Source organism: Amycolatopsis sp. NPDC041971 (assembly GCF_055588925.1).
This window is the reverse complement of the sequence record NZ_JBVJCE010000004.1, coordinates 322,543-338,936: the sequence shown is the minus strand read 5'-3', so window position 1 is coordinate 338,936 and position 16,394 is coordinate 322,543. Positions and strand designations below refer to the sequence as shown.

General features: G+C 68.6%; 16 protein-coding genes. 12 read left to right on the top strand and 4 right to left on the bottom strand.

Going from position 1 to position 16,394, the window contains the following annotated elements:
* The first annotated feature begins 76 nt into the window (after positions 1 to 76).
* The 9 genes from ruvC (at position 77) to ACZ6DT_RS12385 (ending at position 10,028) form a co-directional block, all read left to right on the top strand.
* Positions 77 to 661, top strand: coding sequence for a crossover junction endodeoxyribonuclease RuvC (gene ruvC, locus ACZ6DT_RS12425; protein WP_465592800.1), 585 nt, complete (start codon positions 77 to 79; stop codon positions 659 to 661).
* The gene (ruvA, locus tag ACZ6DT_RS12420) at positions 658 to 1,257 is read left to right on the top strand and encodes a Holliday junction branch migration protein RuvA (RefSeq protein ID WP_465592797.1); all 600 of its coding nucleotides are present in this window, start codon (positions 658 to 660) and stop codon (positions 1,255 to 1,257) included. Before ruvC ends, ruvA begins: the two co-directional genes overlap by 4 nt.
* A gap of 9 nt (positions 1,258 to 1,266) precedes the next feature.
* Positions 1,267 to 2,349, top strand: a complete 1,083-nt coding sequence (gene ruvB / locus ACZ6DT_RS12415) for a Holliday junction branch migration DNA helicase RuvB (protein WP_465592794.1) — start codon at positions 1,267 to 1,269, stop codon at positions 2,347 to 2,349.
* Positions 2,350 to 2,494: 145 nt separating this feature from the next.
* Entirely contained in the window at positions 2,495 to 2,890 is a 396-nt protein-coding gene (gene yajC, locus ACZ6DT_RS12410; protein WP_465592791.1) for a preprotein translocase subunit YajC, read from the top strand.
* 391 nt (positions 2,891 to 3,281) lie between these two features.
* A complete protein-coding gene (secD, locus tag ACZ6DT_RS12405; RefSeq protein WP_465592788.1) occupies positions 3,282 to 4,982 on the top strand; it encodes a protein translocase subunit SecD in 1,701 nt (566 codons plus the stop codon).
* Positions 4,979 to 6,184, top strand: a complete 1,206-nt coding sequence (gene secF, locus ACZ6DT_RS12400; protein WP_465592785.1) for a protein translocase subunit SecF — start codon at positions 4,979 to 4,981, stop codon at positions 6,182 to 6,184. The genes secD and secF overlap by 4 nt, the downstream gene beginning before the upstream one ends.
* 105 nt (positions 6,185 to 6,289) lie before the next feature.
* Positions 6,290 to 6,808, top strand: a complete 519-nt coding sequence (locus ACZ6DT_RS12395; protein WP_465592783.1) for an adenine phosphoribosyltransferase — start codon at positions 6,290 to 6,292, stop codon at positions 6,806 to 6,808.
* Positions 6,809 to 6,886: 78 nt separating this feature from the next.
* The gene (locus ACZ6DT_RS12390) at positions 6,887 to 9,217 is read left to right on the top strand and encodes a RelA/SpoT family protein (RefSeq protein WP_465592780.1); all 2,331 of its coding nucleotides are present in this window, start codon (positions 6,887 to 6,889) and stop codon (positions 9,215 to 9,217) included.
* A 31-nt stretch (positions 9,218 to 9,248) separates the two neighbouring features.
* Positions 9,249 to 10,028, top strand: coding sequence for an enoyl-CoA hydratase/isomerase family protein (locus tag ACZ6DT_RS12385; protein ID WP_465592777.1), 780 nt, complete (start codon positions 9,249 to 9,251; stop codon positions 10,026 to 10,028).
* A 136-nt stretch (positions 10,029 to 10,164) separates the two neighbouring features.
* Here the strand turns inward: ACZ6DT_RS12385 and ACZ6DT_RS12380 are convergent, their stop codons facing one another.
* Complete coding sequence (locus ACZ6DT_RS12380) at positions 10,165 to 10,335, bottom strand: hypothetical protein (protein WP_465592774.1); 171 nt, start codon at positions 10,333 to 10,335, stop codon at positions 10,165 to 10,167.
* Positions 10,336 to 10,443: 108 nt separating this feature from the next.
* Complete coding sequence (locus ACZ6DT_RS12375) at positions 10,444 to 11,301, bottom strand: peptidylprolyl isomerase (protein ID WP_465592771.1); 858 nt, start codon at positions 11,299 to 11,301, stop codon at positions 10,444 to 10,446.
* 157 nt (positions 11,302 to 11,458) lie between these two features.
* On the opposite strand from ACZ6DT_RS12375, the gene ACZ6DT_RS12370 reads away from it, so the two are divergent.
* Together ACZ6DT_RS12370 and ACZ6DT_RS12365 are read left to right on the top strand one after the other, a co-directional pair.
* Positions 11,459 to 12,067 (top strand): MBL fold metallo-hydrolase, encoded by a 609-nt coding sequence (locus ACZ6DT_RS12370; protein ID WP_465592768.1) that lies wholly within the window; start codon positions 11,459 to 11,461, stop codon positions 12,065 to 12,067.
* Positions 12,067 to 12,723, top strand: a complete 657-nt coding sequence (locus ACZ6DT_RS12365) for a hypothetical protein (RefSeq protein WP_465592765.1) — start codon at positions 12,067 to 12,069, stop codon at positions 12,721 to 12,723. Before ACZ6DT_RS12370 ends, ACZ6DT_RS12365 begins: the two co-directional genes overlap by 1 nt.
* A gap of 424 nt (positions 12,724 to 13,147) precedes the next feature.
* On the opposite strand, the gene ACZ6DT_RS12360 is transcribed toward ACZ6DT_RS12365, so the two are convergent.
* Together ACZ6DT_RS12360 and ACZ6DT_RS12355 are read right to left on the bottom strand one after the other, a co-directional pair.
* Positions 13,148 to 14,554, bottom strand: a complete 1,407-nt coding sequence (locus ACZ6DT_RS12360; RefSeq protein WP_465592762.1) for a YibE/F family protein — start codon at positions 14,552 to 14,554, stop codon at positions 13,148 to 13,150.
* A 41-nt stretch (positions 14,555 to 14,595) separates the two neighbouring features.
* Positions 14,596 to 15,573 carry a GlxA family transcriptional regulator gene (locus ACZ6DT_RS12355; RefSeq protein WP_465592759.1) on the bottom strand — a complete coding sequence of 326 codons (978 nt, stop codon included), beginning with the start codon at positions 15,571 to 15,573 and terminating at the stop codon, positions 14,596 to 14,598.
* A 98-nt stretch (positions 15,574 to 15,671) separates the two neighbouring features.
* Here ACZ6DT_RS12355 and ACZ6DT_RS12350 point away from each other — a divergent pair, with 98 nt between their 5' ends.
* Positions 15,672 to 16,382: a DJ-1/PfpI family protein gene (locus tag ACZ6DT_RS12350; RefSeq protein ID WP_465592756.1), complete on the top strand. Its 711-nt coding sequence runs from the start codon at positions 15,672 to 15,674 to the stop codon at positions 16,380 to 16,382.
* Positions 16,383 to 16,394 lie beyond the last annotated feature (12 nt).

The following is a 16,394-nucleotide window of genomic DNA, read 5'->3' as shown; positions in this document are numbered from 1 at the left end:
TCCTCATCCTGCCAGCCGATCGCTCCGGGTAGCCTCAGGCTCGAACGGATGTTCGCCGGAATTGCGGAGGAAACGCGTGCGGGTACTCGGGGTCGACCCCGGTCTGACCAGGTGCGGGCTCGGAGTGGTCGACGGCGGCACGGGCCGCACCGTTCGCGCCGTGGCCGTCGACGTCGTGCGCACCGCGCCGGACGCCGATCTTTCCGTGCGCCTGCTGGGGATCTCCGATGCCGTCGAGCGGTGGCTGGATCGCTACAAGCCCGAAGCCGTGGCCGTAGAACGAGTCTTCGCGCAGCACAACGTGCGCACCGCGATGGGCACCGCGCAGGCCGGCGGGGTCGTCGCGCTCGCCGCGGCCAAACGGGGGCTGCCGGTCGTGTTCCACACCCCGAGTGAGGTCAAGGCCGCCGTCACGGGCTCCGGCCGCGCGGACAAGGCACAGGTCACCGGTATGGTCATGCGGCTGCTCGGCCTCGAGGTCAAACCGCATCCGGCGGACGCCGCGGACGCGCTCGCGCTCGCCATCTGCCATCTGTGGCGCGAACCGATGCGTGTCCGGCTCGCCGAAGCCGAGGCCAGGGCCGCCGAGATCGCCAAGAACCACAAGGCCAGGCTCGCCGCCGCGGCCAGACAAGCCAAAACGCAGGGAGCGGCTCGATGATCTCCTCGGTACGCGGTGGAGTCCTCTCCATCGGTCTCGACCACGTCGTGATCGAGGTCGGGGGAGTGGGCTTCGCCGTGCAGGCCACGCCCGCCACCCTCGCGACGCTTCGGCGCGGCGACGAGGCGATGCTGCACACCGCGCTCGTGGTCCGTGAAGATTCGTTGACGCTGTTCGGTTTCGCCGACGCCGACGCCCGCGAACTGTTCGGTCTGCTGCAGACGGTCTCGGGGATCGGGCCGCGGCTCGCGCTGGCGACACTGGCCGTGCTCGATCCCGACAAACTGCGGTCCGCGCTGGTCGAAGGCAACATCACCGTGCTCACCCAGGTACCCGGCATCGGCCGCAAGGGCGCCGAACGGCTCACCCTCGAACTGCGTGACAAGGTCACCGCGCTCGCCGGCCCGACCGACGGCTCACCGGCGGTGGTCGCACCCGGCGCGCTGCGGGGGGAGGTCGTCGAAGCGCTCGCGGGCCTCGGTTTTCCGGCCAAGCAGGCCGAGCTGGCCGTCGACAAGGTGCTCGGTGAAGGCGAAGGCCACACGACGGCTTCCGTGTTGCGCGCCGCGTTGGCAGGCCTCGGGCGGAAGCGGTAGCAGAGCCACATGGACTATGAAGCCGTGACGGAATTCGACGGCGACGAGGACACCGAGACGCTTTCGGCGCTGCCGCAGACCGGCGAACGCGAGGTCGAGACCACGCTGCGCCCGCGCAAACTGGACGAGTTCGTCGGCCAGCCGCGAGTGCGCGAACAACTCGAACTCGTCCTGGAAAGCGCGCGCCGCCGGGGTGTCCCGCCGGATCACGTCCTGCTCTCCGGTCCGCCGGGACTGGGCAAGACGAGTATGGCGATGATCGTCGCCGCCGAACTCAACGCCGCCATCCGGATCACCTCCGGACCGGCGCTGGAGCGCGCGGGTGACCTGGCCGCGATGCTGTCCAATCTGGCGCCCGGCGACGTCCTGTTCATCGACGAGATCCACCGCATCGCCAGACCCGCCGAGGAAATGCTGTACCTCGCGATGGAGGACTTCCGCGTCGACGTCGTCGTCGGCAAGGGGCCCGGTGCCACCAGCATCCCGCTGGAGATCGCGCCGTTCACGCTGGTCGGGGCCACGACGCGGTCCGGTTCGCTGACCGGTCCGCTGCGGGATCGGTTCGGGTTCACCGGCCAGATGGAGTTCTACAGCGACAGCGAACTGGAACTCGTCGCCCGGCGCGCCGCCACGATCCTCGACATCGACATCGACCGCGACGGCTGCGCGGAGATCGCCCGCCGGTCCCGTGGCACCCCCCGGATCGCCAACCGGCTCCTGCGCCGGGTGCGCGACTACGCCGAGGTCCGGGCCGACGGCAAGGTCACGCGCGAGATCGCGCGTGCCGCGCTCAAGGTCTACGACGTCGACGAACTCGGCCTCGACAGGCTCGACCGCGCGGTGCTGACCGCGCTGGTCCGCTCCTTCGGCGGCGGCCCGGTCGGGGTGTCCACCCTGGCCGTCGCGGTCGGGGAGGAGCCGACCACCGTGGAAGAGGTGTGTGAGCCTTACCTGGTCCGCGCCGGTATGCTCGCCCGCACTCCTCGCGGCCGGGTCGCCACAGCGGCCGCCTGGGAACACCTCGGCCTACCGGCCCCGGCCGGTGCCACCCGTGGCGAGCAGGGCGGCCCGAACCTGTTCGACCAGGACTGACGGGACCGTTCACGCGGTCCAAGGCCCGTGGTGACGACGGGTGGTGGTGGAGTTTCCGCTGGCACCTGGCACACTCGGAGAGAGCACACCCCGCCAAACCGGACAAAACAGCGCATCGCGCGGCGTCCGCTCGAAATGGAGAATCATGAACCAGTTATTGCTGCCGCTGCTCCTGATGCTCGTTGTGGCGATTCCGCTCGTCATGGGCACCCGTAAGCAGAAGAAGGCGGCGGCAGCGCAGCAGGAGCTGCTCTCGAGCCTGGCTCCCGGTGACCGGGTGATGACCACCTCCGGTCTCTACGCGTCTGTCGCCGACGCTTCCGCCGACACCACGATCGACCTCGAGATCGCTCCCGGTGTCGTGACCACCTGGCTGCGTCAGGCCGTCCGCGAGAAGGTCGAGCCGGTCATCGAGACCGACGAAGACACGATCGACGAGGTCGTCATCGAGGAGCCGGTCGTCGAGTCGAAGGACGACGAGCGCGTCGAAGAGAAGTCGGGCGCGCAGATCGCTCCTCCGCTGGAGCACGGCAAGAAGTAGCACCGTAGTGTCTGGTGAACCCGCGACCGCGATCCACGGCGCCGGCCGGTCTTTCCGCAGGCGGCCGGCGGATCGTGGCACCGCGATAGCGGGGCCTTCGGCCGGAGCGGGTTCACGCGGCCGGTCACTTCTGGCGGGGCATCTCCGCGCCGCCGACAGGGGCTGTAAGGCCATCCCCGACACCAGACTTTCGTAGGTGCGGGGCCAACGCCGGACTCACGCAGCACCGAGTAGTGTCTCGGTGCTGCGTGCGTGTCCGTCGTCATAGTCGTGCCCGTTCACCGGGCATCGCCATCGAGGCAGGTTCGCGGTACCACCGGACTCCCGTCCGGTGGGTGAACAGCCAAGTCCATTGGGGAACACCCAGTCCGTCCGAGGAGACCGAAGCACAGTGGCCGCACCGGCCGGGCATCTCCGCCCGGGACGCTATCTCGCCTTCTTCGCCCTGATCTTGGTGGCGCTGTACGCCCTGGTGTTCTTCACCGGTAGCGGCAAGCCGACGCCGAAGCTCGGCATCGATCTGCAAGGCGGCACGAGGGTAACGCTGACCGCCCGCAATCCCGACGGCGGCGACCCTCCGCGAGAGTCCCTCGAACAGGCCCGCTCGATCATCGAGCGCCGGGTCAACGGTATCGGCGTCAGCGGCACCGAGGTCGTCCTCGACGGCAGCAACGTCGTGATCACCGTCCCCGGCGAGCAGGGCGACCAGGCCAAGGCCCTGGGCAAGACCGCGAAACTGGGCTTCCGGAAGGTCGTGACGTCGCAGCCGGTGACCCCGGTTTCGCAGCCGTCGACCCCGCCCGCTTCGGGCACCCCTTCTTCGGCCCCGCCGGCCTCGCCGGGCGTGAGCGCCCCGCCGAGCAGCCCGGCCAACGGCGGCGGTGGCGCGGTCGGCGCGCCGCAGCAGCAGCAGCCGGACGAGAACGCGGACGAGAAGACCAAGAGGGAGATCGAGGAAGCCCGGAACCTCCGGCAGAACCCCGATCTGCTGTCGACGGACCAGGCGAAGCAGGCCGCGGCCGCCGAGAAGGCCTTCGCGGCGCTCAACTGCGATCCCAAGGTGTCGGACCCGCTTGTCGGTAACGACCTCACCGACAAGCCGCTGGTCGCCTGCGGTGACAAGAACACCATGAAGTATCTGCTGGAACCGGAGTTCCTTCCCGGAACGCAGATCTCCGACGCCTCTTCGTCCTACAGCACCCAGAACTCCCAGTGGGTCGTCAACCTGAACTTCAAGAGTGAGGGTTCCCAGATCTGGGGCGACTTCACCTCGAAGAACACCCAGAAGCAGGCGGCGTTCGTCCTCGACACGCAGGTCGTTTCCGCGCCGACCATCCAGTCCGCGATCCTCGGCGGTCAGACGGAGATCACCGGCCGGTTCAGCCAGACCGAGGCGAAGGATCTGGCGGATGTGCTGAAGTACGGTTCGCTGCCGCTGTCGTTCGAGTCCTCGGACGCGACCACGGTGTCCGCGACGCTGGGTCTCGCGTCGCTGCAGGCGGGCCTCCTCGCCGGCGGTATCGGCCTGCTGGCCGTGTTCATCTACTGCATGTTCTATTACCGGCTGCTCGGTCTGCTGACGATTCTGTCGCTCGGCTTGTCGTTCGCGATCGTGTACGGGGTCCTCGTGCTGCTGGGGCGGTGGATCGGGTACACCCTCGACCTCGCCGGCGTGGCGGGCCTGATCATCGCGATCGGTATCACCGCGGACTCGTTCGTCATTTACTTCGAACGATTGAAGGACGAGATCCGGGAAGGCAGAACCTTCCGATCCGCGGTACCGCGCGGCTGGTCTCGGGCCCAGCGCACGATTCTCGCGGCGGACGCGGTCAGCTTCCTGGCCGCGGCGGTCCTCTACTTGCTGGCCGTCGGTGACGTGAAGGGCTTCGCGTTCACTCTCGGCATGTCGACGGTCCTCGACCTCGTGGTCGTCTACCTCGTCACGCATCCGCTGGTCGCGATGGTGTCCCGGTCCAAGTCGACGTTCCTGTCCAACCCCAAGAACCTCGGCCTCGGCGCCGTGCAGCAGCTGGGTTCGGACCGCAAAGCCGCTCGCGCCGTTCCCGGCCGTCCGAACGTGAAGGAGGCGTGACCGTGGTCGACGAGAAGAACACCACCGATAACAAGCACGAGAGCGTCTTCCGCCGCTTGTACGTGGGCAGCGGCGTATTCAACGTCGTCGGCGTCCGCAAGCGCTGGTATCTCTTCTTCGGTGCGCTGGTGCTGGTGTGCATCGCGTCGATGGGGATCAAGGGCTTCAACTTCGGCATCGACTTCGAAGGCGGCACCCAGATCCAGATGCCCGCCAACGGCAAGAGCGGGCAGATCACCGAAGAGCGGGCCAAGGAGGTCTTCGCCTCCGCGCTGGGCAAGCCCGCCGACGAGGCGCAGAAGGTCGGCAGCGGCGTCTCGTCGACCATCCAGCTCCGTTCGGATACCTTGGACTCGGCCGAGGTCGCCAAGGTGAAGCAGGCCCTGTTCCAGGAGCTGGGCCCGATCGGGAGCTCCGGCCAGCCCAGCGTCCAGGCGATCAGTGACAGTGCGGTGAGCGCGTCCTGGGGCGGGGAGATCTCCCAGCAGGCGCTGATCGCGCTCGGGGTCTTCCTGCTGGCGGTCACGTTGTTCCTGGCGTTGTACTTCGACCCCCGGATGGCGGCCGCGGCACTGGTCACCCTGCTGAACGACATCGTGGTGACGGCGGGTGTGTACTCGCTGATCGGTTTCGAGGTCACGCCGGCGACGGTGATCGGTCTGCTGACGATCCTCGGGTTCTCGCTGTACGACACGGTGGTGGTGTTCGACAAGGTCCGCGAGAACACGCGCGGCCTGCTCGGCCTGACCCGCCGGACCTACGGGGAGGCGGCGAACCTGGCGTTGAACCAGACGCTGATGCGTTCGTTCAACACGTCGTTGATCGCGGCGCTGCCGATCCTCGGCTTGCTGGTGATCGGCTACATCCTGCTCGGTTCCGGCACCCTGCAGGAGCTGGCGCTGGTGCAGCTCACCGGCACCGTGGTCGGCGTGCTGTCCTCGGTCGCGCTGGCGACCCCGCTGCTGGTCGACTTCAAGATGCGGGACCCGAAGTACCGGCAGCAGGCCGATCGGGTCGCCTCGCGACGCGCGAACCAGGCCCGCAAGGCCGCCGCCGAACGTGACGACGACTTCGACCCGACCGATGAAGACGCGCTGGAAGCCGAACTCCGCAGGGAGAAGGCGTACGCCGCCGCGGCGAGCGTTCCCGCCCGGAACCAGAAGGCGCACAAGGGCCGTCCGTCGGGCAAGCGCAAGAGGTAACCGGCATTCAACCGCTATGAACGGTCCGTTCCTTGCGAAATCCGCGAGGAACGGACCGTTCCTAGCGTTCAGGGACCGGAAGCACGACTGGAGAGCAGGAAGTACATGGAGCTGGACAAGGCACTCGACCTGATCGCCGACGTGCCGGACTTCCCGGAACCCGGTGTGCTGTTCCGGGACCTGAGCCCGCTCTTCGCCGACGCGGCGGGCTTCAAGGCCGTCACCGACGCGCTGGCCGCCACCGTCGATCCCGACGCCGACCTGCTGGCAGGAGTCGAAGCGCGCGGGTTTCTGCTCGCCGCCGCCGTCGGCTACTCCCTCGGCCTCGGCGTCGCGTTGATCCGCAAGCCCGGCAAGCTGCCCCGGGTCGCGGGCCGGGTCGGGTACACACTGGAGTACGGCACCGCGACCGTCGAACTCCCCGAAAGTGTCGTCGCGCCCGGTCAGCGTGTCGCGGTCCTCGACGACGTGCTCGCCACCGGTGGCACGGTCGCGGCCACCTGCAAACTGCTCGAAGACGCGAAGGCGCAGGTCACCGGCGTTTCGGTGGTCTTGGAACTCGCCGCGCTCGGCGGTCGCTCCCTCCTTGAAGGGCGTCGTGTGGAGACCCTCCGGGTGTGTTGAGCGGGCGTCCCCAGTGTGCCGCGAACGGGAGCGGCTACTCTTGACGTCCGAAGGCCGCACGAAGCGCAGGAGGTGCGGGTGAGCCAAGAGCTCGATGCCGCGGTGTCCTCGAAGGACGGCACCGAGCAGAACGGCGCGGCGCGACAGGGCGCGGCGCCGACGCCCTCCGCGACACGCCGTGTCCGCGCCCGTCTCGCCCGCCGGATCACCGCGCAGCGCGCCGCGCCGGTCAAACAGGTACTCGAACCGCTCGCCGTCATCCACCGCGAGCTGCATCCGAACGCCGACCTCGCGCAGCTCCAGCGCGCCTACGACGTCGCCGAAGAGCTCCACCGGGAGCAGCGGCGCAAGTCCGGCGACCCCTACATCACGCATCCGCTCGCGGTCGCGACCATCCTCGCCGAACTCGGCATGGACACCACGACGCTGGTCGCCGCGCTGCTGCACGACACCGTCGAAGACACCGGCTACTCGCTGGAGAGCCTGAAAACGGACTTCGGCGAGAAGGTCGGCGAGCTCGTCGACGGCGTCACCAAACTGGACAAGGTCAAGCTCGGCACGGCCGCCGAAGCCGAGACCATCCGCAAGATGGTCATCGCGATGGCGCGGGACCCGCGCGTGCTGGTCATCAAGCTGGCCGACCGGCTGCACAACATGCGCACGATGCGCTTCCTGCCGCCCGAGAAGCAGGCCCGCAAGGCGCGCGAGACCCTCGAGGTCCTCGCCCCGCTGGCGCATCGGCTCGGCATGGCGACGGTCAAATGGGAGCTGGAGGATCTGGCGTTCGCCATCCTGCAGCCGAAGAAGTACGACGAGATCGTCCGCCTGGTCGCCGATCGCGCCCCTTCGCGAGACACGTACCTGCGCTCGGTGATCACCGAGCTGACCGGCAACCTCGAAGGCTCGCGGATCACCGCCAAGGTCGAGGGCAGGCCGAAGCACTACTACTCGATCCACCAGAAGATGATCGTCCGCGGGCGCGACCTCGACGACATCCACGACCTGGTGGGCGTGCGGATCCTGGTCGAGGACGTCCGTGACTGCTACGCCGCGATGGGTGTCGTCCACGCGCTGTGGCAGCCGGTCCCCGGCCGGTTCAAGGACTACATCGCGCAGCCTCGGTTCGGCGTCTACCAGTCGTTGCACACCACGGTGATCGGGCCGGACGGCAAACCGCTCGAAGTCCAGATCCGTACTTATGAGATGCACCGCACCGCCGAGTACGGCATCGCCGCGCACTGGCGGTACAAGGAGACCAAGGGCACCCACAACGGCAACGCCGTGGACGTCGACGAGATGGCGTGGATGCGCCAGCTCCTCGACTGGCAGCGCGAAGCCGCGGACCCGGGCGACTTCCTCGAGTCGCTGCGCTACGAGCTCGCCTCGCGCGAGATCTTCGTGTTCACGCCCAAGGGCGACGTGATCACGCTGCCGGTCGATTCGACGCCGGTCGACTTCGCCTACGCCGTGCACACCGAGGTCGGGCACCGCTGCATCGGCGCCCGCGTCAACGGCAGGCTCGTCGCGCTCGAGCGCAAGCTGGAGAACGGCGAGGTCATCGAGATCTTCACCTCGAAGGCCGAAACGGCGGGGCCGAGCCGCGACTGGCTGCAGTTCGCCGGTTCGCCCAAGGCCCGCGCGAAGATCCGGCAGTGGTTCGCCAAGGAACGCCGTGACGAGGCGATCGAAGGCGGCAAGGAGGCCATCACCAAGGAGGTCCGCAAGGTCGGCCTCCCGATCCAGCGGCTGGTCTCCGCCGAGTCGATGGGCGCGGTCGCCACCGAACTCCGGCATCCCGACATCAGTTCGCTGTACGCCGCCGTCGGCGAGGGCCACACCAGCGCGAAGCACGTCGTGCAACGCCTGGTCGCGCTCATCGGAGGCGTCGACGAGGCGGAGGAGGAGCTCGCCGAGCGCGCGACACCGTCCACCGTCACCCGCCGCCGCGGTTCGAACGACGTCGGTGTCGTGGTGAAGGGCGCCGGCGACGTCTGGGCCAAACTCGCCCGCTGCTGTACGCCGGTGCCGGGCGACGAGATCCTCGGTTTCGTCACGCGCGGTGGTGGCGTCAGCGTTCACCGGACCGATTGCACCAACGCCGAGGATCTGCGGGCCCAGCCCGAGCGGCTGGTCGAGGTCGAATGGGCGCCTTCGGCGTCTTCGGTGTTCCTCGTCGCGATCCAGGTCGAGGCGCTGGACAGGCACCGTCTGCTCTCGGACGTCACCAAGGTCCTCGCGGACGAGAAGGTCAACATCCTGTCCGCGTCGGTGACGACGTCACGCGACAGGGTCGCGGTCAGCCGATTCACCTTCGAAATGGGCGACCCGAAGCACCTCGGCCACGTGCTGAAGGTGGTCCGAGGTGTCGAGGGCGTTTACGACGTGTATCGGGTCACTTCGGCGTCGTAACCTTCGGTGGCCCCCGGCTACTGTTCGGACCATGACTGACGGGTTCGAGTTCACTCGCGACGGCGAGGTCGCGCGGCTGACGTTCACCAGGCCGGAGAAGATGAACGCGATCACCTACGGGATGTGGTCGGCGATCCCGGACGTGGTGGCGCGGGTGGCGGCGGACCCGGCGATCAAGGTCCTCGTGCTGACCGGTGCGGGCGCGCATTTCTCGGCGGGCGCGGACATCAGCGAGTTCAGGGACCTGCGGTCCACCGCCGAGGCGGCCGAGACCTACGACAAGGCCGTAGACAGTGCCGTGGCGGCGCTGACCGCGTCGCGGAAGCCGACGGTGGCGATGATCCAGGGGAACTGCATCGGCGGCGGCTGTCAGCTCTCGGTCGCCTGCGACTTCCGTTTCGCCGCGGAGGGTTCGCGCTTCGGCATCACGCCGGCGAAGCTCGGGATCGTCTACCACTTCGACTCGACACGGCAGCTGGTCTCCCTGGTGGGCCCCGCGAACGCGAAGTACTTCCTGCTCTCGGGTGAACTCGTCGACGCGCGGCGGGCACGGGAGATCGGGCTGCTCAACGACGTCTTCCCGGCCGATGAGCTGGAGGCCTCGACGGCGAGGTTCGTCGAGACGCTGGCTTCGCGCTCACAGGCGTCGGTGCGCGGGATGAATCGGATCATCGAAAAGATCGTTGCGGGACAAGAGGAATCCGACGTCGAAGTGGACGAGATCCGGCTCGGTGCCCTGCACGGCGAGGACTACGCCGAGGGTGTGGCCGCGTTTCTGGCGCGGCGGCCGCCGAAGTTCACCTACCGCTGAGGTCGGTTCGAGAGTGGCTCTTGTATGGAGTGTCCACAGGGGACACGCTGTGGTGTCCGTGAAGGCCTCCTTGAGGGACCCAGGGTCCCTCAAGGAGGCCTTCACGGACTGACGTTCGCGGCCAGGTCGGTTCGCGCTAGATCTCGTCCCAGGGGTTGCTTTCGTACGCTTCGGTGAGGATCCGGCCCGTCTCCGGAGCGAACGGACCGCAGGCGCAGTGGGCGCCGGGATCGGACCAAGTCCATCGCCCGGAGAAGATCAGCCCCCGTACGGACAGCGCGTCCTCACCCCGGGCCGCCTGACGCACGTACTCACCTTGCCGTGGCGGACCTGCATCGCGGTGAAATGACCGTAACCGAACGCGCCCGCCAGGTCTTCCGACCGGGCGGGCGCGCCGTTGATCTCCAGCTTCACGTCAGGCGTTGACCGTGACGCCGGTGAACTTGACCTCGGTGTTGGGCGGGCCGGTGCCGTCGCCGTTGCCCGCCTGCGCGTTCGCGCCCGCCTTGGCGACCTTGTCGAGCACCTTCAGGCCTTCGTCGGAGATGCTGCCGAAGACCGAGTACTCGGCGGGCAGTTCGGCCTCGCCGTAGACCATGAAGAACTGGCTGCCGCCGGAGTTCGGCTGCTGAGTCTTCGCCATCGCGAGGATGCCGCGGCCGTACTTGATCTCCTTGAACGCCTCGTCCGGCATGGTGTAACCCGGGCCGCCCATGCCGCTGGCCTCGGGGTCACCGCACTGCAGCATCTGCAGGCCGGTGGTGCCGAGCCGGTGGCACTTGGTGTCGTTGAAGTAGCCCTGCTGGGAAAGGCTGATGAAGCTCTGCACGGCGCACGGGGCGAGCCCGCGGTCCAGCGTCAGCGGGATGTCGCCCGCGGTGCTCTTCAGCACGACGTTCACCGTGCCGTTCGAAGAGACGTCCTTGCCTTCCGGCTTGTTCACCTTCTTCGACGCAGGTTTGCCGGCTTCGTCCTTGTAGTCACAGGCCACCGGGTTCGCCAGCGGCGCCGGCCGCTTCGGCATCGGAGCGCGCTCCGTGGGGATGGTGACCTCGGGGGTCGGAGGAGCCGAGCTCGGGGGAGCGTCGGAGGCGGCATCGTCACCACTGTTACTGCTGACGATCCACCACACCGCGCCCGCCACGATGGCTACGATACCGACGACCGCCACCGAGCCGACGATCTTGCGTCGCTTGGCCTTTTCGGCCCGTCGCACGATCTGTCGCTCGAGCTTGCGCTTCGCGGCTTCGCGGCGCTGCTGGTTGGTCGGCACCCGCCCTCCCGGTTTCCACTCGATGTTCACACGTCTGAGGTGGGGGAAGTCTATGGGCACAGGCTGTGAGACCCCCGTACAGGGGCCGCTAGGCTTACTTGATCGTGATCAGGGCCATCCTGTCACCTGTTCGGTGGAAGATCTGAGGAGGCGTTTCGTGCTGGTTGTCGGTTTTCCGGCAGGCCCCCTCGACGCCAACTGCTACCTGCTCGCCCCGGACGGCGGCGGTGAATGCGTGATCGTCGATCCCGGCGAGGACGTCGTCGAGCCGCTCGAAGCCGCGCTTTCCGCGCACGGCCTGACCCCGGTCGCGATGCTAGCCACCCACGGCCACCCGGATCACGTCGCTTCGGCGGCCGAGGTCGGCGCGCGTCATGGGATACCTCTCTATCTGCACGAGGCGGACCGGCCACTGCTCAGTCAGGACGCCGGAGAACGGAAGGACGGGATCGTGCCACTCGTCGATGGCCCGCTCAGGCTGGCCGGTCTGGAGATCACGGTGTCGGGCACACCGGGTCACACCGCCGGTTCGGTGGTCTTCGGGCTGACCTCCGCCGAGGGCGGCCGCGTCGCGCTCACCGGGGACAGCCTGTTCGCCGGTTCGATCGGCCGGTCCTCCGGTGAGGGCGACGAGCTCGTGCGGTCCCTCGGCGCCAAGGTGATGACGTTGCCCGACGACACCGTCGTCCTGCCGGGGCACGGTCCGGCCACCACGATCGGGCAGGAGCGGGCGGGCAATCCGTTCCTGGCCGGGACGGGCGCGTGATGGCCGAGCCGACCGGGACCCCGGAGACCCCCGAACGTCTCCCGCTGTTCCACGACGACCCGAAACTGCGTCGCAGGCGCGGCTGCTCCAGCATCGCAGGTGTCGTGATCTTCGCGGCCGCGTTCGGCGGGATCGCCGGACTGATCGGCGGTGAGGTCGTCGGGCTCGTGGTCGCCGGCGTGATCGCGGTGCCCCTGCTCTACGTCATGTTCTACAACCTGCGCCGCCGGGTCTGGCTCGAAGGCGACACGCTCATCGTGCGGACCTGGGGGGTGCGGCGGATCGATTTGACCGCGGCCGAGCGCATCGACCTGGTGATCAGCGACGTACGCGGCACCCGGACGGTCAGCCTGCTGGTCAACGCGGGCAAGCGCCGCAAGGTCGCGAAGGTCGACATGGCCGTGTACTCCGGCGCGGGCGGCCGGGAGCTGGGCATCCTGCAACTGCGCAAGCTGGCGAACGCGCTGCTGAACAACACCGAGGCGAACGGCCTGGTGTTCTCGGAACTGCTGGTGGCGCAACTGAAGTCGGAGGCCCGCGGGGACGCGGCGGCGGAGCGGCCGCTCTACCGGCTCGCCTCGGCAGCGCCCAGCGGGAAGTACATCCAGCGGTTCACGATGGAAGCGGTCAGCCGGTTCGTGGCGACCTTGGACTGAAGGCGCGGGAGGCGTGCGGCTCGTGCTTGTCTCGTTTGCCTGCCGGACGTACATGGTGGCCCCCTTCATTGCGCCTAGGTACATGAAGGGGTCCTTCATGTACCTGGCGACCGAACTCGCGTGATCAAAGGCGGAACTCGCGTGTCTGGAGACGGAACTCACGCACCGCGTGTCATCCGGCTTCAATCACGCCAGATCCGGCTTCAATCACGCCAGATCCGGCTGGACGCACGCGAGGTCCGGGTTCAATCACGCGAGAACCGTGGCCACTCACGTGGATTCGGTGCGGGTCTCCAGCTTTCCGGCCGGGTCTTGACCTCTTCCAGCTCCGGCAGTTCGCCCGCGGCGAATCTCGGGTGCGGCCTCTTCGCACCGACTCCCGCCCGTGATCGCGCGGTGGGCTCGCGCTTTGGGGCGGCTGTGACTACAGGGACTCTTGTGGCTCCCGCGAGGCGATCAGCGCGGCCAGCACGGTGGTGACCGGGACCGCCGCGACGATGCCGACGCTTCCGGCCAGCGTCCGCACGATCTCCTGCGCGATGTTCTCCGCGCCGAGGATCGAGCCGAGTCCGACACCGGAAAGCGATGTGTACAGCAGCACCGGCAGCGCCGCGCCCGCGTACGCCATCACGAGGGTGTTGACCGCCGAGCCGACGTGATCACGTCCGATCCGCAGGCCCGCGCCGTAGAGCTCACGCCAGCCGAGCGACGGGTTCGCCCGCCGGAGTTCCCACACCGCGCTCGTCTGTGTCACCGTGACGTCGTCCAACACACCGAGCGCGCCGATCACGACGCCCGCCAGCAGCAGTCCCCGCGCGTCGATCCCGTGCCCCAGCGAGCCGATCAGCTGCGAGGTGCTGTCGTCCAGCCCGGTCAGCGACGCCGCGGCCGAGAAGATCGCCGACAGGACACCGATCAGGACCAGGCTCACCAGGGTGCCCAGCACCGCGACCGAGGTTCTCGCGGACAGCCCGTGCGTCAGATACAGGGCGACGAACATGATCGCGCCCGCGCCCGCGATCGCCACCAGCAGCGGGCTTTCCCCGGCGAGGATCGACGGCAGCACGAAGAGCGCCAGCACCAGGAAGCTCAGCCCGAGCGCGAGCAGCGCGGCGAGCCCCTGCCAGCGGCCCAGCACGATCACCGCGAGCGCGAACAACCCGGCGAGCAGTAGCAACGGGGTACCCCGCTGGAAGTCGACGATTTGGAACGACGCGGGGTTCGCGACGTCGCCGCCGTTGTAGGACAGCACCACCTTGTCCCCGGCGGCGAACCGCGGCGTGCTCGGCTCGATCGGCAGCGTGAGCTTCAGCGACTTTCCGGTCCCAGGGCCATCGGTCATCGTCAGTTCGCTGGTGAGACACGGTTTCGCGTCCGGCGGCGGCTCGCCGACCTGGACCTGCCCCTCGGCGAGGCACGGACCCGTGATCGTCCCGGTGACCGTGGCGTTCACCGGGACCCCCTGGGGGAAGGCGCTTTTCGCCGGATCCTTGCCCCACGGGTAGAGCAGGATCATGCCGGCGACGGTCGCGACGGCGAGCGGGATCAGCAGCCACATCAGCAGCAGCCGGACCCGGCGCGACGCGGGCGCCGCCGGTCCGTGGCCGTGCGAGTGCCCGTGGCCGACCGGTTCGGGCTTCGGTTCGGTGGCGCGACGTCCGCCCGGTTCGGCCGGTCGCGGCCGCTGGGCCGGGGGACGGGGGCGCCGCGTGGCCTCGAGCGGCGGCGTCCGGCGCGGCGAACGGGACGTTCCGGGCGAACGATCGGACGGGGTGTCCGTGATCCGGCGAATCGGGCCGGTGTCGTCGTCGGAGAGGTCGCGGCGGTTCACCCGCACATCCTCCACAGTGCGCGCCGAGTGCCGCACACGGCCTAGCCGAACGCCTGCCGAAGGTGGACACGGCGATAGGCCGACGGCGGGGTGTCGAAGTGATCGAGGAAGGCCTGGCGAAGTGTCTCGGTGGAGCCGAAACCGCATCGCCTCGCGATCGAGGTCAGCGGAAGTTCGGTGCCGCACAACAGTTTCGCCGCGTTCTCGGTCCTCGCCGCGCGCACGTACCTGCTGGGTGTCGTGCTCAGGTGCGCGTCGAACAACCTGGTCAGTTGCCGGGTGCTGATCCCGGCCCGTTCGGCGAGGACGGTGGTGCCGAGATCGCCCGCGAGATGCTCGGCGACGTACGCGGTGATGTCGCGGACCAGCCGGTTCTCGGGCGGCGGACCGGACAGGAACATGCTCACCTGCGCCTGGTTGCCCGGCCGCTGCAGGTAGGTGACCAGCATGCGGGCGACCTCCCTGGCGAGGCTGGGGCCGTGGTCCTGTTCGACGAACGCGAGGGTGAGGTCGATCCCGCTGGTGACGCCCGCCGCCGTGTAGACGTTGCCGTCGCGCACGTACAGCGGCACCGGATCCACGTTCACCTGCGGATAGTTCGTCGCGAGCCGGTTGGCGAACCGCCAGTGGGTGGTAGCGCGGCGGCCGTTGAGCAGCCCGCACGCGGCGAGCACGGTGGCACCGGTGCACACCGACGCGACGCGACGGCTCTGCTGCGCGAGCCTGCGGACGTGGGTGACGACCCTCGGGTCGGCGGCGGCCGCCTCGTGCCCGGTGCCGCCCGCGACGATCAGCGTGTCCAGTTCGCCGGTCACCTGGTCGAGCCGGTGCTGTGCCTGCAGCGTCAGCCCGGACTCGCAGCGGATGCCGCGACCGTCGACGCTGGCCAGCATGATCTCGTACCCCGGCTTGCCGCCGAGTTTGGTCGCGGCGTCCAGGACGTCGGACGGACCGGCGACGTCGAGCAACTCAGCGTTGCTGTAGCCGACGATCAACACTCGTCTGGGTGAACCCGGCATGACCGAACGCTAGCAGTCGCACCCGGCCGTCGGACGTTGTTCGCAGGAATCCGGACATCCGGCCCACCGTGGTCCCGCGCCTGCGACACCTTTGTCCCATGACAGACGACAAGAAGACGATCGCGTTCGTGGTGTACCCGGGGATGACCCCGCTCGACATGGTCGGACCGCTGACCGTGCTGGACGGGATGGCGAGCACGGCGCTGGAGTACCGGACGGTCGTGGTCGGTGAGACGAAGGACCCGGTCACCACCGACAACCCGCTGAAACTCATGGCGACCCACACCTACGACGAGGTTCCGTCGCCGTACGCGCTGCTCGTACCCGGTGGCGCCGCTCCGACGCTAAAGGCACTCGCCGACGAGAAGTTGATCGGATACCTGCGGAAAGCCGGGGCGAACGCGGAACTCGTGACCTCGGTGTGCACGGGATCGCTGCTGCTGGGGCAGGCCGGACTGCTGGACGGTCGTCGCGCCGCGACGCACTGGATGTTCCGGGAACTGCTGGGCGCGTTCGGGGCGGAGCCGGTCGCCGAACGCTGGGTCGAGGACGGGAACGTGATCACCGCCGCCGGGGTGTCGGCGGGGATCGACCTCGCGCTGCACCTGGTCGAGCGGCTCGTCGGGGCCGAGATCGCGCGGACGATCCAGTTCGTCATCGAATACGACCCGGAGCCGCCGCAGGGCCCGCTCGACTGGTCGAAGCGGCCATACGGGGACCTCAAGCCGTTGCTGGAGCACACGGTGAACGAGGCCCTCGCGGAGGAACCCGCCCTGCGGGATCGACTGCTCGCGTACACGGGAAAGTAAGGGGGCGGCCAT

Coding starts and splice junctions, on each gene's coding strand:
- ruvA (WP_465592797.1), top strand. CDS start 658: ATGATCTCCTCGGTACGCGGTGGAGTCCTCTCCATCGGTCTCGACCAC.
- ruvB (WP_465592794.1), top strand. CDS start 1,267: ATGGACTATGAAGCCGTGACGGAATTCGACGGCGACGAGGACACCGAG.
- yajC (WP_465592791.1), top strand. CDS start 2,495: ATGAACCAGTTATTGCTGCCGCTGCTCCTGATGCTCGTTGTGGCGATT.
- ACZ6DT_RS12395 (WP_465592783.1), top strand. CDS start 6,290: ATGGAGCTGGACAAGGCACTCGACCTGATCGCCGACGTGCCGGACTTC.
- ACZ6DT_RS12385 (WP_465592777.1), top strand. CDS start 9,249: ATGACTGACGGGTTCGAGTTCACTCGCGACGGCGAGGTCGCGCGGCTG.
- ACZ6DT_RS12365 (WP_465592765.1), top strand. CDS start 12,067: ATGGCCGAGCCGACCGGGACCCCGGAGACCCCCGAACGTCTCCCGCTG.
- ACZ6DT_RS12355 (WP_465592759.1), bottom strand. CDS start 15,573: ATGCCGGGTTCACCCAGACGAGTGTTGATCGTCGGCTACAGCAACGCT.
- ACZ6DT_RS12350 (WP_465592756.1), top strand. CDS start 15,672: ATGACAGACGACAAGAAGACGATCGCGTTCGTGGTGTACCCGGGGATG.